The organism is Klebsiella sp. BIGb0132, assembly GCF_024810075.1.
In the GTDB taxonomy this organism is placed as follows: Bacteria; Pseudomonadota; Gammaproteobacteria; order Enterobacterales; family Enterobacteriaceae; genus Klebsiella; species Klebsiella terrigena.
The window spans coordinates 73,774-94,804 of the sequence record NZ_JANUDW010000013.1 but is presented as its reverse complement, the minus strand read 5'-3'; the positions used below and the strand labels follow the sequence as shown (position 1 = coordinate 94,804).

General features: G+C 58.5%; 17 protein-coding genes. 8 read left to right on the top strand and 9 right to left on the bottom strand.

All coding sequences use genetic code 11. The annotated features are described in order from the left end of the window. Nucleotides 1-201: 201 nt before the first annotated feature. The 3 genes from argH to argC form a co-directional block, all read right to left on the bottom strand. On the bottom strand, nucleotides 202-1,575 hold the full coding sequence (gene argH / locus M2416_RS24430; protein ID WP_076947969.1) for an argininosuccinate lyase: 1,374 nt from the start codon (nucleotides 1,573-1,575) through the stop codon (nucleotides 202-204). Between the two features lie 70 nt (nucleotides 1,576-1,645). Next, nucleotides 1,646-2,422, bottom strand: coding sequence for an acetylglutamate kinase (argB, locus tag M2416_RS24425; protein ID WP_139339482.1), 777 nt, complete (start codon nucleotides 2,420-2,422; stop codon nucleotides 1,646-1,648). 6 nt (nucleotides 2,423-2,428) lie between these two features. Beyond that, on the bottom strand, nucleotides 2,429-3,433 hold the full coding sequence (gene argC, locus M2416_RS24420) for an N-acetyl-gamma-glutamyl-phosphate reductase (protein ID WP_041143451.1): 1,005 nt from the start codon (nucleotides 3,431-3,433) through the stop codon (nucleotides 2,429-2,431). Nucleotides 3,434-3,612: 179 nt separating this feature from the next. Between argC and argE the strand changes: the two genes are divergently transcribed. Beyond that, a complete protein-coding gene (gene argE, locus M2416_RS24415) occupies nucleotides 3,613-4,764 on the top strand; it encodes an acetylornithine deacetylase (RefSeq protein WP_076947967.1) in 1,152 nt (383 codons plus the stop codon). A gap of 255 nt (nucleotides 4,765-5,019) precedes the next feature. Beyond that, nucleotides 5,020-7,671, top strand: coding sequence for a phosphoenolpyruvate carboxylase (ppc, locus tag M2416_RS24410; RefSeq protein ID WP_041143449.1), 2,652 nt, complete (start codon nucleotides 5,020-5,022; stop codon nucleotides 7,669-7,671). A 64-nt stretch (nucleotides 7,672-7,735) separates the two neighbouring features. On the opposite strand, the gene zinT is transcribed toward ppc, so the two are convergent. Continuing rightward, on the bottom strand, nucleotides 7,736-8,386 hold the full coding sequence (zinT, locus tag M2416_RS24405) for a metal-binding protein ZinT (protein ID WP_041143448.1): 651 nt from the start codon (nucleotides 8,384-8,386) through the stop codon (nucleotides 7,736-7,738). Nucleotides 8,387-8,537: 151 nt separating this feature from the next. Between zinT and M2416_RS24400 the strand changes: the two genes are divergently transcribed. The 3 genes from M2416_RS24400 (at nucleotide 8,538) to gldA (ending at nucleotide 11,423) form a co-directional block, all read left to right on the top strand. After that, nucleotides 8,538-9,401: a helix-turn-helix transcriptional regulator gene (locus M2416_RS24400; protein ID WP_259227358.1), complete on the top strand. Its 864-nt coding sequence runs from the start codon at nucleotides 8,538-8,540 to the stop codon at nucleotides 9,399-9,401. A gap of 201 nt (nucleotides 9,402-9,602) precedes the next feature. Beyond that, nucleotides 9,603-10,265, top strand: a complete 663-nt coding sequence (gene fsa, locus M2416_RS24395; protein ID WP_041143446.1) for a fructose-6-phosphate aldolase — start codon at nucleotides 9,603-9,605, stop codon at nucleotides 10,263-10,265. Nucleotides 10,266-10,319: 54 nt separating this feature from the next. Beyond that, nucleotides 10,320-11,423: a bifunctional L-1,2-propanediol dehydrogenase/glycerol dehydrogenase gene (gene gldA / locus M2416_RS24390; protein WP_259227356.1), complete on the top strand. Its 1,104-nt coding sequence runs from the start codon at nucleotides 10,320-10,322 to the stop codon at nucleotides 11,421-11,423. 31 nt (nucleotides 11,424-11,454) lie between these two features. Here gldA and metF read toward each other — a convergent pair whose 3' ends face one another. Both metF and M2416_RS24380 read right to left on the bottom strand, forming a co-directional pair. Further along, complete coding sequence (metF, locus tag M2416_RS24385; RefSeq protein ID WP_259227354.1) at nucleotides 11,455-12,345, bottom strand: methylenetetrahydrofolate reductase; 891 nt, start codon at nucleotides 12,343-12,345, stop codon at nucleotides 11,455-11,457. A gap of 188 nt (nucleotides 12,346-12,533) precedes the next feature. After that, nucleotides 12,534-13,439, bottom strand: a complete 906-nt coding sequence (locus M2416_RS24380) for a LysR family transcriptional regulator (RefSeq protein ID WP_076947962.1) — start codon at nucleotides 13,437-13,439, stop codon at nucleotides 12,534-12,536. 122 nt (nucleotides 13,440-13,561) lie between these two features. Here M2416_RS24380 and M2416_RS24375 point away from each other — a divergent pair, with 122 nt between their 5' ends. Continuing rightward, a complete protein-coding gene (locus M2416_RS24375; RefSeq protein ID WP_374761805.1) occupies nucleotides 13,562-13,900 on the top strand; it encodes a carboxymuconolactone decarboxylase family protein in 339 nt (112 codons plus the stop codon). 45 nt (nucleotides 13,901-13,945) lie between these two features. Here M2416_RS24375 and M2416_RS24370 read toward each other — a convergent pair whose 3' ends face one another. Then, nucleotides 13,946-16,378, bottom strand: coding sequence for a bifunctional aspartate kinase/homoserine dehydrogenase II (locus M2416_RS24370; protein WP_259227352.1), 2,433 nt, complete (start codon nucleotides 16,376-16,378; stop codon nucleotides 13,946-13,948). A gap of 2 nt (nucleotides 16,379-16,380) precedes the next feature. Beyond that, nucleotides 16,381-17,541 carry a cystathionine gamma-synthase gene (metB, locus tag M2416_RS24365; protein WP_041143440.1) on the bottom strand — a complete coding sequence of 387 codons (1,161 nt, stop codon included), beginning with the start codon at nucleotides 17,539-17,541 and terminating at the stop codon, nucleotides 16,381-16,383. Between the two features lie 268 nt (nucleotides 17,542-17,809). Between metB and metJ the strand changes: the two genes are divergently transcribed. After that, nucleotides 17,810-18,127 (top strand): met regulon transcriptional regulator MetJ, encoded by a 318-nt coding sequence (gene metJ, locus M2416_RS24360; RefSeq protein ID WP_004869405.1) that lies wholly within the window; start codon nucleotides 17,810-17,812, stop codon nucleotides 18,125-18,127. Nucleotides 18,128-18,234: 107 nt separating this feature from the next. On the opposite strand, the gene rpmE is transcribed toward metJ, so the two are convergent. Then, a complete protein-coding gene (gene rpmE, locus M2416_RS24355) occupies nucleotides 18,235-18,450 on the bottom strand; it encodes a 50S ribosomal protein L31 (protein ID WP_041143439.1) in 216 nt (71 codons plus the stop codon). Nucleotides 18,451-18,696: 246 nt separating this feature from the next. Here rpmE and priA point away from each other — a divergent pair, with 246 nt between their 5' ends. Further along, nucleotides 18,697-20,892: a primosomal protein N' gene (gene priA / locus M2416_RS24350; RefSeq protein ID WP_259227343.1), complete on the top strand. Its 2,196-nt coding sequence runs from the start codon at nucleotides 18,697-18,699 to the stop codon at nucleotides 20,890-20,892. Nucleotides 20,893-21,031: the final 139 nt, after the last annotated feature.

Below are 21,031 nucleotides of genomic sequence, written 5' to 3'. Positions count from 1 at the left end.
TCAATAATAAACCCAGAAACGAGGCCGGTATCAGAAAATCACCGTATAGCCTCAGCGCTTTCCCTAACCGAACAACTAAAGCCAACGTGAACTTTTGCGGACCTCGTGTCCGCTTTTTTTTTGCATAAAAAAGCCCGAGCATCGCTCGAGCTTCTCATTTTCGTTGCCTGAGACACCGCTCAGGGCCAGCGGGCTACCGGTTTACGCCAGGCGCTGCTGCGCATCGGCGATCGCCTGCGCAACCTGCTTCGGCGAAACGCCGCCTTTGGCCGCGCGCTTATCCAGGCAGGACTGCAGCGACAGAATCGGGTAGACATCATCGGCAATCACGCTGCTAAATTTCTGCAGGTCGGCCAGCGCCAGCGCTTCCAGCGGCTTACCTTGCGCAATCGCCTCGACTACCGCTTCGCCGACAATATGGTGCGCTTCACGGAAAGGTACGCCTTTCGCCACCAGGTAATCCGCCAGCTCGGTCGCATTGGCGTAACCCTGCTGCGCCGCTTCTTCGCAACGCGGACGCTTCACCTGAATGCCGTCCAGCACCAGCGCGGCCATATGCAGGCAGTCAAGCCAGGTGTCGAGCGCGTCAAACAGCCCTTCTTTATCTTCTTGCATATCCTTGTTGTAGGCCAACGGCAGGCCTTTCAGCGTCATCATCATCCCGGTCAGCGCGCCCTGAACGCGGCCGCACTTGCCGCGGATCAGCTCCAGCGCGTCCGGGTTTTTCTTCTGCGGCATCAGGGATGAGCCGGAGGTCACGCGATCGGAGAGCTCAATAAAGCCCGCTTCGCCGGTATTAAAGAAAATCAGGTCTTCAGCAAAACGCGACAGGTGCACCATCCCAATCGAGGCGCCGGAGAGCAGCTCCAGCACGTGATCGCGGTCGGAGACGCTATCGAGGCTATTGCGGGTCGCCGAGGCGAAGCCCAGCCAGCCGGCCAGCTGCTCGCGATCGATTTCATAGGCGGTCCCCGCCAGCGCACCGCTGCCCAGCGGGCTGACGTCGAGGCGCTTCAGGGCGTCCTGCAGACGGCTTTCATCGCGCGCCAGCATCTCTACATAGGCCAGGCACCAGTGGGCAAAGGTCACCGGCTGCGCGCGCTGCAGGTGGGTGTAGCCCGGCATCACGGCATCCTGATTGCTCTGCGCCGTTTCAACCAGCGCGCCCTGCAGCTGGCGATTCGCAGAGAGCAGCTCGGCGATAGTGTCCTTGCACCACAGCTTGAGGTCCGTCGCCACCTGATCGTTACGGCTACGGCCGGTATGCAGCTTTTTACCCAGTTGGCCGACTTTGTCGATCAGCTTGCCTTCCACCCAGCTGTGAATATCTTCAGCATCGCTTTCAAGGATTTGCTGCGGGTTAGCCCGCACCTCTTCCAGCAGGATGCCCAGCGCCTCTTCCAGCTCCAGCTGTTCGCTGGCGCTCAACACGCCAACCGTCACCAGCGCTTTGGACCAGGCAACAGAGCCAATGATATCCTGCTCCGCCAGGCGATAGTCGAAGCGCAAAGAGTCGTTGAACTGTTTGAACCGCTGATCTGCTGCCTGAGTAAAACGCCCGCCCCAAAGTGCCATAATGTGATTCCTTCAAATTTGTTTATTTCTGCCGGGAAGCCCTGCGCTCCCCGTCTGCAAATGTTTTCAATCAGGCCAGAATACGCGTGCCGATCGGCGTGCCGTTAAACAGCGCCGGCAGCTGCTCCGCGTGGCGCCAGGAGGCAATATCCACCGGGCGACCCAGCGCGCGTGCTGCATCCAGCGCGGCGTTCACTTTTACGATCATGCCATCGGTAATAATACCCTGTTCAATCAGCTGCTCCGCCTTCTCCGCGGTCATCTCCGCGATGCGCTGACCTTTGCCATCCAGGATACCGCTGACGTCGGAAAGCAGGATCAGATCGGCGCCGAGCGTTGCCGCCAGTGCGGTCGCGGCCTGGTCGGCGTTGACGTTCATCAGCTGCCCTTCATCAGTCACGCCGATAGAGCTCACCACCGGCAGGTAGCCGCCCGCCAGCAGGGTATTAATCAGCGCCGGCGAGCCCGGCTGGGCCAGGCCAACGTGCCCCAGATCTTCGGCAAGCTGGGTCACCTTAACGCTATCACCATCGCCGAGGAACAGGCCAACGCTGGCAATGCCGTGCTTTTTCGCCCACGCCAGCAGCGTTTTATTGGCGGTACCCGCCAGCGCGCCGGTAATAATGTCGATTTGATCCGCCGGCGTTACCCGCAGCCCATTTTTCTTGCTTACCGGCAGGTTAAGCTGCTTCATCAGCTCATCGACCACGCAGCCGCCGCCGTGCACGATAATCAGCGGACGCTGATGCGTTTCACGGTAGTTCACCAGCGCGGTAAACAGGCGCTCCAGCGCTTCTTCGCTATCCAGCAACACGCCGCCGAGTTTGATAATTAATGGGTTCATCATCACACCTTAAATAAGAGACTGCGTCTCAGCGAAGCCGAAACGAATATTCGCGCACTGTACTGCCTGCGCCGCTGCGCCTTTAAGCAGGTTATCTTCCGCCGCGACCACGATGATATGCTGATCCTGGACCGCAAAACCGATATCACAGAATGGCAGACCCACGACGTTTTTCAATGCCGGCAGCGCTTTATCGTATAAACGTACCAGTGGTTTATCGGCGTAAGCCTGCTGGAAAACGGCGGCCACCTGCTCTTTGCTCACGCCCGGCTTCAGGCGACAGGTGATGGTTTCCAGAATGCCGCGCTTAAAGTTGCCCAGATGCGGGGTAAAAATAACCTCAGCACCAAGGTGAGTAGAGATTTCCGGGTGATGACGATGGGTGAAGACGCCGTACGGCTGCAGGCTCACTTCACAGAAGCTGTTGCCGATCGCCGCCTTACGGCCCGCTCCGCTCACGCCGCTGGTCGCGTTGATCACCGGCCACTGAGTCAGATCCAGCAGCCCGGCATCGATCAGCGGTTTTAACGACAGCTGGGCCGCGGTCGGGTAGCAGCCAGGAACGGCGACTAAACTGGCCTCTTTCAGCCGCTCGACGCTCCACTCGGCCAGGCCATATACCGCCTGCTCAAGCAGCGCCGGATGCTGATGGGTAAAACCGTAGTATTTCTCGTAAAAGGCGCCGTCGTTCACGCGGAACGCGCCGGAGAGATCGAACACCACGCAGCCGGCGGCAAGAAACTGCGGCGCCAGGTCGTGGCTCACTTCATGAGCGGTCGCGAGGAAAACGACATCCACCCCGTCGCTAAATTCGCTGATATCTGACATTGGCTGCAGCGGCAGATCGACAATGCCTTTCAGCTGCGGATGTAAATCGGAAATTAATTTCCCCGCATCATTACTTTGCGAGGAGACCGTCAAAGCGGTTATGGTCATATGAGGATGGCGATTTACATAGGTCACTAGCTCTGCGCCGGCATAGCCGCTGGCACCCACTATCAGCGTATTCAACATTGGGGCTCTTCACCTTCTTACATCTGTTTGCCTGGGAAGACCGTTATCTTCCTCACCCTGTTGAGCCGTAAGAGTATTTCCTTACATTCGATGGGTTTTCTTACGCTCAACGATAATGTATTTTTATTCACAAATACTGCATGAATATTGATACTATCATGACCCGAGGTGTGTCAACAATGAAAAACAATTTACCGCCGTTCATCGAGATTTACCGCGCATTGATCGCCACACCTTCCATCAGCGCAACCGAAGAGTCGCTGGATCAGAGCAATGAGACTTTAATCAATTTGCTGGCAGGCTGGTTTCGCGAAATTGGCTTCAATGTCGAAGTTCAGCCGGTGCCGGATACGCGCAATAAATTTAACATGCTGGCCAGCACCGGCCAGGGCGCCGGCGGCCTGCTGCTCGCCGGGCATACCGATACCGTGCCGTTCGATGATGGCCGCTGGACCCGCGATCCGTTCGTCCTTACCGAGCACGACAACAAGCTTTACGGTCTCGGCACCGCCGACATGAAGGGCTTCTTCGCCTTTATTCTTGACGCCCTGCGCGATGTTGACGTCAGTAAACTCAAAAAGCCGCTCTATATTCTGGCCACCGCCGATGAAGAGACCAGCATGGCCGGGGCCCGCTACTTTGCCGAAACCACCCGGCTGCGCCCGGACTGCGCGATTATCGGTGAACCAACGTCCCTGCAGCCGGTGCGAGCGCACAAGGGCCATATCTCCACCGCCGTTCGCGTCCAGGGCCAGTCGGGTCACTCCAGCGATCCGGCGCGCGGGGTTAACGCCATTGAGCTTATGCACGACGCCATTGGCCGCATCATGCAGCTGCGCGATGTGCTGAAGGAGCGCTACCACTTTGCCGCCTTCACCGTACCCTACCCGACGCTCAACCTCGGATCGATTCACGGCGGCGACGCATCTAACCGCATCTGCGCCTGCTGCGAGCTGCATATGGATATTCGTCCGCTGCCGGGCATGACGCTCAACGATCTCAACGGGCTGCTGGATGAAGCGCTGGCGCCGGTCAGCGAACGCTGGCCGGGTCGTTTAACCGTGAGCGAGCTCCATCCGCCAATCCCCGGCTACGAGTGCCCGCCGGATCATCAGCTCGTACAGGTGGTTGAAAAACTGCTCGGCGCACAAACCGAGGTCGTCAACTACTGTACCGAAGCGCCGTTTATCCAGACTATCTGCCCGACGCTGGTTCTCGGTCCTGGCTCAATCAACCAGGCCCACCAGCCGGATGAATATCTGGAAACCCGGTTTATTAAGCCGACTCGCGAGCTGATAACCCAGGTCGTGCATCATTTCTGCTGGCACTAAAATCGCGCTTTTCCCGCCCTGTATCCAGGGGCGGGACAGTGACAATTGTCACATTCCCATAAGCAATGCTTATCAAGCGACCTCTGAGTTAAATTTCGCAAATTGCCGCCATTTATTCGTTTGCTGAAGCGATTTCGCAACAATTGACGTGGGGGTTTTTACGTGGCTTTATAAAAGACGGCTGCTTATCCGCGACTCATCGTTGCCGAGTCGCGGATATAACAAAATAAAATGAGATGGGGTGTCTGGGGTAACATGAACGAACAATATTCCGCTTTGCGTAGTAATGTCAGTATGCTCGGTAAAGTGCTGGGCGATACCATCAAGGATGCACTGGGAGAGAACATTCTTGAACGTGTCGAAACTATCCGTAAATTGTCCAAGTCTTCTCGCGCGGGCAATGAAGCCAATCGCCAGGAACTGCTCACCACGCTGCAAAACTTGTCCAACGACGAGCTGCTGCCGGTAGCGCGCGCCTTCAGCCAGTTTCTGAACCTGGCCAATACCGCTGAGCAGTACCACAGCATTTCGCCAAACGGCGAAGCGGCCAGCAATCCGGAAGTGATTGCCCGTACCCTGAGAAAGCTCAAAGGCCAATCCCATCTCAACGAAGACACCATTAAAAAAGCGGTGGAGTCCCTGTCGCTGGAGCTGGTATTAACCGCCCACCCGACCGAAATCACCCGCCGCACGCTGATCCACAAAATGGTGGAAGTGAATAACTGCCTGAAGCAGCTCGATAACAAAGAGATCGCTGACTACGAGCACCACCAGCTGATGCGCCGCCTGCGCCAGCTGATCGCCCAGTCATGGCATACCGATGAAATCCGCAAATATCGCCCGACGCCGGTTGATGAGGCGAAATGGGGCTTTGCGGTCGTCGAAAACAGCCTGTGGGAAGGCGTGCCGAACTACCTGCGCGAGCTGAACGAACAGCTGGAAGAAAACCTCGGCTATCAGCTGCCGGTTGATTTCGTCCCGGTGCGCTTCACCTCCTGGATGGGCGGTGACCGTGACGGTAACCCAAATGTGACCTCCGATATCACCCGCCACGTGCTGCTGCTCAGCCGCTGGAAAGCCACCGATCTGTTCCTCAAAGATATCCAGCTGCTGATTTCCGAGCTGTCGATGGTCGAGTGTACCGACGAGCTGCGCGAAATGGCCGGCGCCGAAGGGGCACAGGAGCCGTACCGCTATCTGATGAAAAAGCTGCGCACCCAGCTGATGGATACGCAGTCGTGGCTGGAAGCGCGCCTGAAAGGGCAGAAGCTGCCGAAACCTGCGGGCCTGATTACCCAGAACGAACAGCTGTGGGAGCCGCTTTACGCCTGCTATAAATCCCTGCAGGCCTGCGGCATGGGCATTATCGCCAACGGCGAGCTGCTCGATACCCTGCGCCGCGTGAAGTCATTCGGCGTGCCGCTGGTTCGCATCGATATTCGTCAGGAAAGTACCCGCCATACCGAAGCGCTGGGCGAAATGACCCGCTATCTCGGCATCGGCGATTATGAAAGCTGGTCAGAAGCCGACAAGCAGGCGTTCCTGATCCGCGAGCTGAACTCCAAGCGTCCGCTGCTGCCGCGTCAGTGGGAGCCAAGCAATGAAACCCGCGAAGTTCTCGATACCTGCAAAGTGATCGCCGAAGCGCCGCACGGATCCATTGCCGCTTACGTAATCTCCATGGCGAAGACGCCGTCTGACGTGCTGGCCGTACACCTGCTGCTCAAAGAGGCCGGTATTGGCTTCGCGCTGCCGGTTGCTCCGCTGTTTGAAACCCTGGACGACCTGAATAACGCCAACGACGTGATGACCCAGCTGCTGAATATCGACTGGTATCGCGGCTTTATTCAGGGCAAACAGATGGTCATGATCGGCTACTCTGACTCGGCGAAGGATGCGGGCGTCATGGCCGCTTCCTGGGCGCAGTACCAGGCTCAGGACGCGCTGATCAAAACCTGCGAAAAAGCCGGGATTGAGCTGACGCTGTTCCACGGTCGCGGCGGCTCTATCGGTCGCGGCGGCGCCCCGGCGCACGCGGCGCTGCTTTCCCAGCCTCCAGGCAGCCTGAAAGGCGGCCTGCGCGTCACCGAGCAGGGCGAGATGATCCGCTTCAAGTTCGGTCTGCCGGAAGTCACCATCAGCAGCCTGTCGCTGTATACCAGCGCGATTCTGGAAGCGAACCTGCTGCCGCCGCCGGAACCCAAACCGGAGTGGCGCAATATCATGGCCGAGCTGTCCGACATTTCTTGTGAAATGTACCGCGGCTACGTGCGTGAAAATAAAGACTTCGTACCTTACTTCCGCTCCGCTACCCCGGAGCAGGAACTGGGCAAACTGCCGCTCGGCTCACGCCCGGCGAAACGCCGCGCTACCGGCGGGGTAGAGTCTCTGCGCGCGATCCCATGGATCTTCGCCTGGACGCAGAACCGCCTGATGCTGCCGGCCTGGCTGGGCGCCGGCGCCGCGCTGCAGAAAGTCGTGGAAGATGGCAAACAGAGCGAGCTGGAAACCATGTGTCGCGACTGGCCGTTCTTCTCAACCCGTCTTGGGATGCTGGAAATGGTGTTCTCGAAGGCCGACCTGTGGCTGGCGGAATATTACGATCAGCGCCTGGTGAAACCGGAGCTGTGGGGCCTCGGCAGCGAGCTGCGCGAGCTGCTCTCTTCAGGTATTAACGTGGTACTCGATATCGCCAACGATTCTCATCTGATGGCTGACCTGCCGTGGATTGCCGAGTCTATACAGCTGCGTAATATCTATACCGACCCGCTGAACGTCCTGCAGGCAGAGCTGCTGCACCGTTCGCGTCTGGCGGAAGAGCAGGGCCAGGATCCGGACCCGCGCGTTGAGCAGGCGCTGATGGTCACCATCGCCGGCGTGGCTGCGGGTATGCGTAACACCGGCTAACCTCCGCCCTTCGTCAGCATAAATCCCCGGATAGTGCCGTACGCGCGCTATCCGGGGATTTTTATTAATGGTGCAGCATCTCGTCGACAATCTGCTCTTTATGCAGCGCGTAGGGGTAGTACGTCGGCCAGTTATCCATCTCTTTCAGCAGCGACTCCTGTGAATCATTGCCCATAAAAATATGGAAGTGCTGCGATTTTCTCGGGCCAATTGTGTGATCGCTAAACTGGACGAATTTCGGTGCTTTCGAGTCTGCCTGCTGGCACTCAAATAAATAGCGCACGCCCTTCTTGCCGGAAGCATATTGCAGGATCTTATAGCCGGAATAGGCGTACCGACAGGCGTTAACCTCTTTCCCGACGTGGAACTCCATCACGTTGTCTTCAATCCCAATTTGGTCAACGTCGGTGGCGTACCCCTTCTTATAATATTCCCGATACTCGGCGACGCTTTTCGCCCCCGCTTTTTTGGCCTTCTGCTCCAGCACCGGATCCAGGTCCCCCTTGAGCAGATACGGATTCACCGATTGCCAGATACCATCCCAGTCGCTTAACGGGCGATCCTTAACGTCTTTATCGGCAAAAATACCTTCGCTCGCCTTAACTTCCGCCTCGGTCAATGCCGGACCGTGGCTGTGGTTCCCGTGAGCAAAAGCCTGGCTACCGGCCAGCAGCATGCCAACGCCAAGCGCAAATACGGGTATCTTTCTGGTCATCACTCTCTCCTGAGTTAACTTTTGCAATCGATCGTTACGATATAACATAACATTTATGTTGTGCAACATCTGATGCGCGCAGATTCGCCCGACTTTGGCCCTTCCCGCGATGTCGGGTATGATAAAAACGTGGGCTTTTTAAGGAGCAGGAATGGACGGCCATCTCAGTCAGCACATCGATGCTTTAATTAACGGCCCGACGGCAATCAGGCAGGTTCGCTTTACCACCGAGCATCGCCCGGCCTCGGGGCTGGCGGTGCAGGTCGATTTTCCGCGCCTCGACGTTATCCTCGAAGGCCAGCGCGGCGATCCCGGCATCAAGGCCGAGCCGGCGCTGCTTTGCCGCTATGATGTGCTGTATATCCCCGCAGGCGGCTGGGATCTTGCGCAGTGGCAGGCGCCCTGCACCGCGTTGAGCATTCAGTTTGGTAAGCAGCAGCTGGAGTTCACCCTTCAGCGCTGGGACGGCGAGACGCTGCATATTGAAGAGAGAGTGCAGACGCCGCGCCGCGGTCCTCGCGTGGGCTCCTTTCTGCTGCAGGCGCTCAATGAAATGCAGATGCAGCCGCAGGAGCAGCAAACCGCACGCTACATCGCGATCGGCCTGCTCAGCCACTGCGCCGATCTCCTCGGCAGCCAGGTGCAAACCGCTTCCCGCAGCCAGGCGCTGTTTGAAGCCATCCGAAAATATATCGATGCCCGCTTCGCCGAACCCTTAACCCGCGAGTCGGTCGCCGAGGCGTTCTATCTCTCCCCCAACTATCTCTCTCATCTGTTTCAGAAATGCGGACCGATGGGCTTTAACGAATACCTGAACCACGTGCGTCTCGAGCAGGCCCGAATGCTGCTAAAAGGCCACGATATGAAGGTTAAGGATGTCGCCCGCGCCTGCGGCTTTGCCGACAGTAACTACTTCTGCCGCCTGTTTCGTAAAAATACCGAACGCTCGCCGTCAGAATATCGTCGCCAGTATCATAGCCAGCTGACGGAAAAGCATCCGCCGACGGAGAACTAGATTTTTGTAAGTTCGTTATAGCAACCACGCCCCGATTCTCTCCCGATATGCCAGGCAGCGGCGAATAAACGTGATCTAAATCACCGTTACCCGCAATGCGTACATTTATCCAGTTTTTGGCAAATTTGTCATCTGGCGACCCGCCGGGCCCAGGCCGTATCCTTATCTCAACGTCACTGAATTACGCATTGAGGAAAGGTTATGGAACTCTATCTGGACACCGCGAACGTAGCAGAAGTTGAACGCCTGGCACGCATCTACCCACTGGCCGGGGTAACCACCAATCCGAGCATCATCGCCGCAGGAAAAACGCCGGTTTGGGACGTTCTGCCCCGCCTGCAAAAAGCCGTTGGCCCGGATGGGATCCTCTTTGCCCAGACCATGAGCCGTGACGCGCAGGGCATGGTTGAAGAGGCAAAACGCCTGAGTAACGCCATACCCGGCATTGTGGTAAAAATCCCGGTTACCGCCGAAGGCCTCGCCGCGATAAAGCTGCTGAAAAAAGAGGGCATCACCACGCTCGGTACCGCGGTCTACAGCGCCTCTCAGGGTCTGCTGGCAGCGCTGGCCGGGGCAAAATACGTCGCGCCTTACGTCAACCGCGTTGACGCCCAGGGCGGAGACGGCATCCGCATGGTACAGGAGCTGCAAACCCTGCTGGAGCTGCACGCACCGGGCAGCAAGGTGCTGGCGGCCAGCTTTAAAACTCCGCGTCAGGCGCTGGACTGCCTGCTGGCCGGATGTGAAGCTATCACCCTTCCTTTAGACGTAGCGCAACAAATGCTCGGCACGCCCGCGGTAGAGTCAGCAATAGAGAAGTTTGAGCAAGACTGGAATAGCGCTTTTGGAAATCTGAACCTGTAACCCGATCGGCGAACCGCCCGCGGGCGGTATCGCGATCATCCAGGAGGAATAGAAATGGATCGCATTATTCAATCGCCAGGCAAATACATTCAGGGTGCAAATGCTCTCACCCGCCTCGGCGGCTACCTCAAACCGCTGGCCGAGCGCTGGCTTATCGTTGGCGACAAGTTTGTGCTGGGCTTTGCCGAAGAAAAGCTGCGTCAAAGCCTGACCGAAGCCGGCCTGGTCGCCGAAATCGCCCCGTTCGGTGGCGAATGCTCGCATAATGAAATCAATCGCTTGCGCGATATCGCCGGCTCAGCCCGCTGCAATGCCGTACTGGGTATCGGCGGTGGAAAAACGCTGGATACCGCAAAAGCATTAGCACATTTTATGAATCTACCGGTGGTGATTGTCCCCACCATCGCCTCCACCGATGCCCCCTGCAGCGCGCTCTCGGTTATCTATACCGACGAGGGCGAGTTCGACAGCTATCTGATGCTGCCGCGCAACCCCAACATGGTCATTGTTGATACCCAGATTGTTGCCGGCGCACCGGCGCGCCTGCTGGCGGCCGGTATCGGCGATGCGCTGGCCACCTGGTTTGAAGCCCGCGCCTGTTCACGCAGCGGCGCCACCACCATGGCCGGCGGAAAATGCACCCAGGCGGCGCTGGCGCTGGCTGAACTGTGCTACCACACGCTGATCGAAGAGGGAGAAAAGGCGATGCTGGCGGCGGAGCAGCATGTTGTCACGCCGGCGCTGGAAAAAGTGATCGAGGCCAACACCTACCTCAGCGGCGTCGGCTTTGAAAGCGGCGGCCTGGCAGCCGCACATGCCATCCACAACGGCCTGACCGCCCTGCCGGACGCCCATCATTACTATCACGGTGAAAAGGTCGCCTTCGGCACGCTGACGCAGCTGGTGCTGGAAAACGCGCCGGTAGAAGAGATTGAAACCGCCGCCGCGCTGTGTCACAGCGTGGGCCTGCCGCTCACCCTGGCCCAGCTGAACATCAAAGAGGATATTCCGGGTAAAATGCGCATCGTTGCCGAAGCCGCCTGCGCGGAAGGAGAAACTATCCATAACATGCCTGGCGGAGCCACGGCGGATCAGGTTTACGCCGCGCTGCTGGTCGCCGACCAGTACGGTCAACGTTTTCTGGAGGAGTGGGAATAAATAAAAATGGCCCTCGAAGAGGGCCATTTTTTTACACCGCCGGGCGCACGCCCAGGGTGTGGCAAATCGCGTAGCTCATCTCCGCGCGGTTTAAGGTGTAAAAGTGGAAATCCTTCACCCCTTCGCGGCTTAAAATTTTGACCATGTCCATGGCGATGTTCGCCCCCACCAGCTGGCGAGTTTCCGCATCATTATCCAGACCTTCAAACATTTTCGACATCCACGTTGGAATGCGCACGTTGGTCATATCGGCAAATTTCTTCGCCTGCTTGAAGTTGGATACCGGCAGGATGCCCGGGATAATTTCGACATCAATCCCCGCGGAGACGCAGCGATCGCGAAAGCGCAGGTAGCTTTCAACATCAAAGAAGAACTGGGTGATCGCCCGGTTAGCGCCGGCATCGACCTTACGCTTCAGGTTCAGCAGATCCGCCTGGGCGCTTTTCGCTTCCGGGTGCACTTCCGGGTAAGCCGCAACGGAGATATCAAAATCGCCCACTTCTTTCAGCAGCATAACCAGGTCCGCGGCATACATATCCGGCTTACCGCTGCCCGGCGGCAGGTCGCCGCGCAGGGCGACGATATGGCGGATCCCGTTGTTCCAGTAATCCTGGGCAATCGTACGCAGCTCGTCGCGGCTGGCGTCGATACAGGTCAGGTGCGGTGCCGCCTCAAGCCCGGTACGCTCTTTTATACCTTTGATGATGCTGTGGGTACGGTCGCGTTCACCGGAGTTAGCGCCGTAGGTCACCGAAACAAATTTTGGCTTCAGGCTGCTTAAGCGATCGATGGATTTCCACAGGGTTTGCTCCATTTCACTGGTCCGCGGCGGAAAGAATTCAAAGGACACATTAATCTGGCCCTGCACTTCTGCCAGGCTCTGATTCAGGGCTTCCCGCTGATTGGCGTGAAAAAAGCTCATACCTTACCTCATCAATCGCATTTTATTGTTTGTTGTGTTGCGAACTTCTATACGTTTAGACGTCCAGATGTAAAAATGACGGAAAAGAGCCCGGGCGTCAATAGAAAAATCAGCGTAAAGAGTGAGGAATATTCAGGGAAGATGAAAATGATTCACGTCGTTTATGCTAAACGCCGCAGGGGTCGGCGCTAAGCTAATGATTCTTCAAGCAAGGGGAGCAGCCACGCGCGCAAAGCGTCATTCTGCGGCAGCGTGACCACACCCAGCGTCAGCGGAAAATGCAGGCTGGCCTCATCCAGCGGATAAAAGACCACCCCCTGACGCTGGATAGCCGCAAAGGATGCCGGCAGCAAAATCATCCCTTCCCCGCGCGCGATGCGGGCCAGCAGAACGTCATGCTCCGCGGGCTCTTCCACGTAGGCAGGCGTATACCCCGCCCGTTCAAACATCCGCCGGGTGTAGTCAAAAAATGCCGGGTTGCGCTCGCGTTTAAACCAAAACAGCGGCCGATAGTTAAAGGCCTTTAGGGCCAGCCCGGCGACGCTGGATTCCGGCCATGACGCCGGCAGCGCGGCGATCAGCGGCTCCCGATAGGGCAAGGGAGACAGAACCAGCCCGCTGGCATCGAGGGGGAGCGCCACCAGCGCCGCGTCCAGCCTGCCCTTGCGCACCTGCTGCGCGAGGGATGGCGAGCCGTGACGGCTCATCTGCAAAGGGCGGCCACTCTCCCTCAGCGCGGCTTCGGCAGCGGTAAACACGCCCTGCTCAAAGGCGGTCGTCAGCCCAATCCGCAGCGGCGGCTGCCCGCTATCGGCGAGCTGGCCCAGCGCGGTTAAGGTTTGCTCCTGTAGCGCCAGCAGGGGGCGAATGATATCCAGCACCCGCTGGCCCTCCTCCGTGAGGATCAGGCCCCGGGTATGGCGCACGAATAGCGCGGTTCCCAGTTGCTCTTCCAGGTGACGGATATGGCGGCTAAGCGGCGGCTGCGAGATAAACAGGCGCTGCGCGGCCCGGCTAATATTGTTCTCCTCCGCCACCACGGCAAAATAGCGCAGCAGACGAAGATCCAGAGAAGAGAGGCGTGAATTTGTCATACCGAAAAGGTATCACGAAAAGGGTATTACTCAAGTCCGGCAAACTTTCTTAATCTCCTCATCACACCCTATCACTATGAGGAAAGATCGTGACTTCATCACGTTTTACTACCGGCCTGGAGATGCTGCAGCGCGTTGACGGCAAGGGCGGCGAAGCCGTCGTTAACAGCCTGAGCGACATCGCCCCTGATTTTGCCCGCTATCTGGTTGAGTTCCCTTTTGGCGATATTTACGCCAGACCCGGGCTCGATTTACGCAGTCGTGAAATCGCCACTATTGCCGCCCTGACCGCTTCAGGCAACGCGGCCCCGCAGCTCAAGGTGCACATCGCAGCCGGGCTGCACGTCGGCCTGACGCAGGAAGAGATCGTTGAAGTGATCATGCAGATGGCGGTGTATGCCGGATTCCCGGCCGCCCTCAACGGGCTGTTCGCCGCCAAAGAGGTGTTCGCCGGGCGCTAGCGGCAAAAGAGACCGGGCGTCCGTCCGGCCTCTCTGACAGGGAGATTACAGCAGCTGCGCCAGGCGATTAATATCCGATTGAATCGCGCCGGCGGTCACATCGCGCCCGGCACCCGGGCCGCGGATCACCAGCGGATTATCACGATACCAGCGGCTGTCGATAGCGAACACGTTATCGCACGGCAGCAGCGCCGCCAGCGGATGCTCCTGGCGCACGGCTTCAACGCCGACGCGCGCCTTGCCGTTGGCGTCAAAACGCGCGACATAGCGCAGCACCAGCCCCATTTCACGGGCGGCCTCAAGGCGCTGCAGCATCTGCTCGTTCAGCTCTTCACCATTCTCAAAGAAGTGATCGACGGACCCTTCTTCGCAGTGCGCCGGCACCAGCGATTCCACGCGCACCTGGTCAGGCTCGATATCATAGCCCGCCTCACGCGCGAGGATCACCAGCTTGCGCATCACGTCTTTGCCCGAAAGGTCAACGCGCGGATCCGGTTCAGTTAGCCCCTGCTGCCATGCCTGATCGACCAGGTCGGTAAACGGCACCGTCCCGTCAAACTGCAGGAACAGCCAGGAGAGCGTCCCGGAGAAAATACCGCTCAGCGCCAGAATGGTATCGCCGCTATCGATCAGATCGCGCACCGTGTGGTTTACCGGCAGCCCGGCGCCAACGGTGGCGTTGTAGAGCCAATGACGCCCCGTTTTCTCAAACGCGTCGTGGATCTGACGATATTTATCGCTGCTGCTGGCCCCGGCCAGCTTATTGGCGCTGATCACGTGGAAACCGTGGCTGGCAAAATCAAGATACTGATCCGCCAGCTGTGCGCTGGCGGTCACGTCCAGCACCACTAAATCGTCGTACGGGTGGGCGCGCATCCACAGGAACAGCGATTCTTCATCCTGCTCAACGGCTTCATCATGGAAGAAGGCCAGCGCGCGGCTGGCGTCCAGCCCTTCGTAATTCAGCAGGCTGCGGCGGCTATCCACCACCCCGGCGAGAACAAACTCAAAGCCGGTGCGGGCGGAAAGCGTGGTTTGCTCGCGAGCAAACAGCTCCAGCCAGCGGGAACCGATGTTGCCTTTGCCAAACAGCACCAGGCCAATACGCTTTTCCGCGCGGAACAGCGACTGGTGCAGGCCCTGAATCAGGCTCTCGGTTGGGCCCGCGCGCAGCACGGCAACCAGGCTAATCCCCTCTTCAGACTGCCATGTAAACTCAACCGGCTGCCCTTTCAGCTGCTGCCAGAAGCGGTGGCAGTGCAGCGGATTGCGGGTAACGCCTGCGCCAACCATCGCCACCAGCGCCAGCTTCTGGCGTAAACGCAGCTCGCCAGGCAAACCGGCTTCGTCGAGCAACCGCAGCGCGCTGTCCGCCACTTCGGCGGTATAGCAAAACTGCAGCAGCTTGCGGTCGGCATGCACGCCAACGGCCAGCGGGCGCAGCTGCGCGCGTTTAAAGATAAGATCCAGTTCCTTGTGCGCCAGCTTGAAATCCTGGCCCGCGGGCACCTGGAACTCAATCAGGCACACGTCGTCATGGCTGGTGACGATCCGCGCCCCGGTCCCGGAGGCCAGAACGCGTTCAATACGCGTCGAACCCTGCTCAGGGGTGTAGCTACAGCGCAGCTGCAGGTCGATATCGCTGCCGGAGACCGGCTGGAGCGTACGAGCGTGCAGCACCGGCGCCGCCAGGCGAGCCAGCTCGCTGGCTTCATCCAGGCGCAGCAGCGGCAGCAGGCAGGCATCCTTCACTTTACGCGGGTCGGCGCTGTAGACGCCGGCAACGTCGCTCCAGATAGTGACGCGGGACGCGCCGGCCAGAGCACCGATTTGGGTGGCGGAGTAGTCGGAACCGTTACGCCCCAGCAGCACGGTTTCTCCGGCGTTGTTACGCGAGATAAAACCGGTCACCACCAGACGTTTGTTCGGATGCTGCGCCATAAGCTGCTGCAGCAGCGGGTAGGATAAACCTTCATCCACCTGCGGCTGCGCCGAACGCTCGGCGCGCAGGAAGCTGCGCGCATCAAGCCACGCGGCCTCCAGCCCCAGCTGATTGAGGACCGCGGCCATCAGGCGCGCGGACCAGACTTCGCCGTGGCCAACCACTTCAGCGTATACCGCGTCGGTGACGCCGCTATCCAGCAGACCCGCCAGTCGTTCAAGGTCGTGAACAAAGGTCGTGATAAGCGTGTCGGCAGCGTCTGCCGACAGCAGGCCGGAGATCAGCTCCATGTGATAACGACGCAGCGACTGCTGTACCTGATGCGCAGAGAGGCGATCGGTCTGGCTGAGCTTCAGCCAGCTAATCAGCTGGTTGGTGGTGCTGCCAGCGGCGGAGACAACCATCATGTCGCCTGCCTGCGAGTATTCCGTCATGATCCCCGCGACGCGCAGGTAACATTTCGCATCCGCTAAACTACTCCCACCAAATTTGTGCAGCTGACGACCCTTCGCCCCTGCCTGCGCAATCACACTCATGTTTATTCCTCGTTTGCTGCCCGGAAGCCATTTTCCAGGTCGGCAATTAAATCTTCACCATCTTCAATACCGGTCGAAATACGCAGAAGCGTTTCTGAGATCCCCGCAGCCGCGCGCGCTTCAGGCGCCATGCCTGCGTGGGTCATCGTCGCAGCGTGAGAAATCAGACTTTCTACGCCTCCCAGCGACTCCGCCAGCGTAAATAGCGATAATCCGCTCAGGAAACGACGCAGCGTCTGCTCATCGCCATCCAGCTCGAAGCTTAGCATCGCACCAAAACCTTTTTGCTGACGCGCAGCAATCTCATGCCCCTGATTTTCCGGCAGAGATGGATGATACAGTTTTTTCACCAGCGGCTGGGTTTTCAGATAGTCGACGATCGCCTGCGCGTTGCGCTGGGCCACCTCCATACGCGGGGAAAGCGTACGCAGACCGCGCAGCAGCAGGTAGCTATCGAAGGCCCCGCCGGTGACGCCAATATTATTCGCCCACCATGCCAGTTCGGTGACAGTCTGCGGATCTTTGGCAATCACCACGCCGGCGACAACGTCTGAGTGGCCGTTCAGGTATTTGGTGCACGAATGCAACACCAGATCGGCTCCCAGCGCCAGCGGATTTTGCAGTGCCGGGCTCAGGAAGGTGTTATCCACCACGCTTACCGCCCCCGCTTCACGCGCCAGCGTGCAGATTTTCGCAATATCCACCACTCTCAGCAATGGATTACTTGGGCTTTCAACCAATACCAGCTTCGGTTTTTCCGCCAGCGCGGCGCTCAGCGCCTGCTCATCGTTTTGATCGACAAACAGCACGCGGTAGCAGCCGCGTTTCGCCAGGCTATCAAACAGACGATAGCTGCCGCCGTAGCAGTCATGCGGCGCCACCAGCAGATCGCCCGGCTTCAGATAAACGGTGGTCACCAGCAGAATAGCCGACATGCCGGTATTGGTCAGAACCGCGCCCGCACCGCCTTCCAGCTCCGCCAGAGCGCGCTGTACCACGTCACGCGTTGGGTTACCGCGACGGGAATAGTCATGGGCACGAGGTTCGTTAAAGCCGGTGAAGTTATAGGTGCTGGAAAGGTGGATCGGCGGGACAACGCAGCCGTACTGTTCGTCGTCATTTAAACCGCTACGCACTGCGATGGTGGCCTGTTTACGCGTCATGTTGGGCAGTTCCTGGGCTGAATCGGTGAAATGTCAGACTCCAGAGTAATCATTGTCACAATAGACGTCAATACATCTGGACATCTAAACTTCTTTGCGTATAGATTGAGCAAACAGGAAATAGCCGTTAAAATTATATGCATTAGCGCACATCCGTATCGGCTTATCTCATGTCAGAAAGACGACTCATGCGGTAAACTACGCGCGATTATGGCCCGGACTCAAGATTCAGGCCCTTAACTAATGACTAGAGGATTAAAGGTATCTCATGGCTGAATGGAGCGGCGAATATATCAGCCCATACGCTGAGCACGGTAAGAAGAGTGAGCAAGTAAAAAAAATTACGGTTTCCATTCCTCTGAAGGTGTTAAAGATCCTCACAGATGAACGCACGCGTCGTCAGGTCAACAACCTGCGTCACGCCACCAACAGCGAGCTGCTGTGTGAAGCGTTCCTGCATGCATTTACCGGTCAACCGTTGCCTAACGATGAAGACCTGCGTAAAGAACGCAGTGATGAAATTCCGGAAGCGGCGAAACAGATTATGCGTGAGATGGGCATCGACCCGGATACGTGGGAATACTAAGCCAATAAAAAAGGGCAGAAGAAAGCTTCTGCCCTTTTTTATTTCTCCGCGTTTGACGGCGAGAGAAACAAAAAAGCCGCCCTGAGGCGGCTTCTTCTTCCGGCAACTTACTTGCTGCTGCCCGGTACGCTGAAGCGCTTGTTGAAGCGGTCAACACGGCCACCGGTAGCAACATCACGCTGTTTGCCAGTGTAGAACGGGTGGCATTTACCGCACACGTCGAGGTTCAGGTCGTGACCTACGGTAGAGCGGATTTTCATGACGTTACCGCAAGAGCAGTTAGCAGTAACTTCTTCGTATTTCGGGTGAATATCTTTTTTCATGGGAGAACCTCAGTTAAGGCCGCGTCGCTCTTCCAGCCCTAACGCCAGACACCACGCGATGTTAATAATTTCCCGTAGACTTTCCGCCGTGCGGAACTCATGGGTAATAGTATACGCTTTGATGCTGCACGAAGCACACCAAAGGCGGCGAATCATACAGAATTTGACCGACGGATGCAAACTGATCCGCGAGCCCTTATCACAATGTGTATACTAACCGGCCAGATTTCAAGTCAGGAAGATGACATGCCCGTCGCCCACGTAGCCCTGCCCGTTCCGCTGCCCCGTACCTTTGACTATTTGCTCCCTGAGGGCATCACGGTCAAAGCGGGCTGTCGCGTGCGCGTGCCGTTCGGTAAACAGGAGCGCATCGGCATTGTCACCGCGATTAGCGAACGCAGCGAGCTGCCGCTGGACGGGCTCAAGCCGGTTGCAGAAGCGCTGGACGCCGAGCCGGTCTTTTCTTCCTCTATCTGGCGGCTGCTGCTGTGGGCGGCCGACTACTATCATCATCCGATTGGCGACGTGCTGTTTCACGCCCTCCCCATCGCCCTGCGCCAGGGAAAGCCGGCCAGCGCGACGCCGCTGTGGTACTGGTTCGCCACCGAGCAGGGCCAGGCGGTAGACATCAACGGCCTCAAGCGTTCACCGAAGCAGCAGCAGGCGCTGGCCGCGCTGCGTCAGGGAAAAATCTGGCGTCATCAGGTGGCGGAGCTGGAGTTCAGCGATGCGGCGCTGCAGGCGCTGCGCGGGAAAGGGCTCTGCGAGCTGGCAAACGAAGCGCCGGCCATCACCGACTGGCGGACGAGCTTCACCGTCCCCGGAGAGCGGCTGCGCCTGAATACCGAGCAGGCCACCGCCGTCGGCGCGATCCACAGCGCCGCTGACCGCTTTTCCACCTGGCTGCTGGCGGGGATCACCGGCTCGGGGAAAACCGAAGTTTATCTGAGCGTGCTGGAAAACGTGCTGGCGCAGGGTCGCCAGGCGCTGGTAATGGTGCCGGAAATCGGCCTGACGCCGCAAACCATCGCCCGCTTTCGCGAGCGCTTTAACGCTCCCGTTGAGGTCCTGCACTCCGGACTTAACGATAGCGAGCGCCTCTCGGCGTGGCTGAAAGCCAAAAACGGCGAGGCGGCGATAGTTATCGGCACCCGCTCTTCGCTCTTTACCCCGTTTAAAGACCTCGGGGTGATCGTGATTGATGAAGAGCACGACAGCTCCTATAAGCAGCAGGAAGGCTGGCGCTATCACGCCCGCGACCTCGCGGTGTGGCGCGCCCATAGCGAGCAAATCCCGATTATTCTCGGCTCGGCAACCCCGGCGCTGGAGACGTTACACAACGTTCGCCAGGGAAAATATCGCCAGCTCAAGCTAACCAGGCGCGCGGGTAACGCCCGTCCTGCCCAGCAGCACGTGCTGGATTTAAAAGGCCAGCAGCTGCAGGCGGGGCTCTCTCCGGCGCTTATTGCCCGGATGCGTCAGCACCTGCAGGCCGATAATCAGGTCATCCTGTTTTTAAACCGTCGCGGCTTCGCCCCGGCGTTGCTGTGCCATGACTGCGGCTGGATTGCCGAATGCCCGCGCTGCGACAGCTATTACACCCTGCACCAGGCGCAGCATCATCTGCGCTGCCACCACTGCGACAGCCAGCGGCCTATACCGCGTCAGTGCCCTTCCTGCGGCTCGACGCATCTGGTGCCGGTAGGGCTCGGCACGGAGCAGCTGGAGCAGGCGCTGGCGCCGCTGTTTCCCGAAGTGCCACTATCCCGCGTTGACCGCGATACGACCAGCCGTAAAGGGGCGCTTGAACAGCATCTCTCCGATATTCATCGCGGCGGGGCGCGTATTCTGATTGGCACCCAGATGCTGGCAAAAGGTCACCACTTTCCGGACGTCACCCTGGTCTCTCTGCTCGACGTCGACGGGGCGCTGTTTTCCGCCGATTTCCGCTCGGCGGAGCGCTTCGCCCAGCTCTACACTCAGGTATCCGGCCGCGCGGGCCGCGCCGGGAAACAGGGCGAGGTTATCCTCCAGACCCACCATCCTGAGCATCCGCTGCTGCAAACGCTGTTGTATAAAGGCTATGACGCCTTCGCGGACCAGGCGCTCGCCGAACGCCAGGCGATGCAGCTGCCGCCGTGGACCAGCCACGTGCTGATTCGTGCGGAAGATCATAACAACCAGCAGGCCCCGCTGTTTCTACAGCAGCTGCGTAACCTGTTGCAGGCCAGCCCGCTGGCCGACGAGAAGCTGTGGGTGCTTGGCCCGGTTCCGGCGCTGGCGCCAAAGCGCGGAGGCCGCTGGCGCTGGCAGATCCTGCTGCAGCACCCGTCGCGCACTCGCCTGCAACACATCGTCAGCGGTACGCTGGCCCTGATCAATACGCTGCCGGAAGCGCGCAAGGTGAAGTGGATGCTGGACGTCGATCCTATTGAAGGTTAAGCCTTCTCTTGCGAGGCGGATCGAAAAAATTCAATGCTCATCACGTTTTTCATGAAAATTCTGTAACTCTCTGCAGCGACTATCTGCTAAAAATGTTGTTGATGTCAGATCACAAGGGATGTGTCTGCGCCAGTCAGCG

Excerpts from the sequence above, each read along its gene's own strand:
- ppc (WP_041143449.1), top strand. The coding sequence starts at position 5,020 with ATGAACGAACAATATTCCGCTTTGCGTAGTAATGTCAGTATGCTCGGT.
- M2416_RS24400 (WP_259227358.1), top strand. The coding sequence starts at position 8,538 with ATGGACGGCCATCTCAGTCAGCACATCGATGCTTTAATTAACGGCCCG.
- argH (WP_076947969.1), bottom strand. The coding sequence starts at position 1,575 with ATGGCACTTTGGGGCGGGCGTTTTACTCAGGCAGCAGATCAGCGGTTC.
- rpmE (WP_041143439.1), bottom strand. The coding sequence starts at position 18,450 with ATGAAAAAAGATATTCACCCGAAATACGAAGAAGTTACTGCTAACTGC.
- M2416_RS24370 (WP_259227352.1), bottom strand. The coding sequence starts at position 16,378 with ATGAGTGTGATTGCGCAGGCAGGGGCGAAGGGTCGTCAGCTGCACAAA.
- zinT (WP_041143448.1), bottom strand. The coding sequence starts at position 8,386 with ATGACCAGAAAGATACCCGTATTTGCGCTTGGCGTTGGCATGCTGCTG.
- M2416_RS24380 (WP_076947962.1), bottom strand. The coding sequence starts at position 13,439 with ATGACAAATTCACGCCTCTCTTCTCTGGATCTTCGTCTGCTGCGCTAT.
- metF (WP_259227354.1), bottom strand. The coding sequence starts at position 12,345 with ATGAGCTTTTTTCACGCCAATCAGCGGGAAGCCCTGAATCAGAGCCTG.
- argC (WP_041143451.1), bottom strand. The coding sequence starts at position 3,433 with ATGTTGAATACGCTGATAGTGGGTGCCAGCGGCTATGCCGGCGCAGAG.
- gldA (WP_259227356.1), top strand. The coding sequence starts at position 10,320 with ATGGATCGCATTATTCAATCGCCAGGCAAATACATTCAGGGTGCAAAT.
- metJ (WP_004869405.1), top strand. The coding sequence starts at position 17,810 with ATGGCTGAATGGAGCGGCGAATATATCAGCCCATACGCTGAGCACGGT.
- M2416_RS24375 (WP_374761805.1), top strand. The coding sequence starts at position 13,562 with ATGCTGCAGCGCGTTGACGGCAAGGGCGGCGAAGCCGTCGTTAACAGC.
- metB (WP_041143440.1), bottom strand. The coding sequence starts at position 17,541 with ATGACGCGTAAACAGGCCACCATCGCAGTGCGTAGCGGTTTAAATGAC.
- argB (WP_139339482.1), bottom strand. The coding sequence starts at position 2,422 with ATGATGAACCCATTAATTATCAAACTCGGCGGCGTGTTGCTGGATAGC.
- fsa (WP_041143446.1), top strand. The coding sequence starts at position 9,603 with ATGGAACTCTATCTGGACACCGCGAACGTAGCAGAAGTTGAACGCCTG.
- priA (WP_259227343.1), top strand. The coding sequence starts at position 18,697 with ATGCCCGTCGCCCACGTAGCCCTGCCCGTTCCGCTGCCCCGTACCTTT.
- argE (WP_076947967.1), top strand. The coding sequence starts at position 3,613 with ATGAAAAACAATTTACCGCCGTTCATCGAGATTTACCGCGCATTGATC.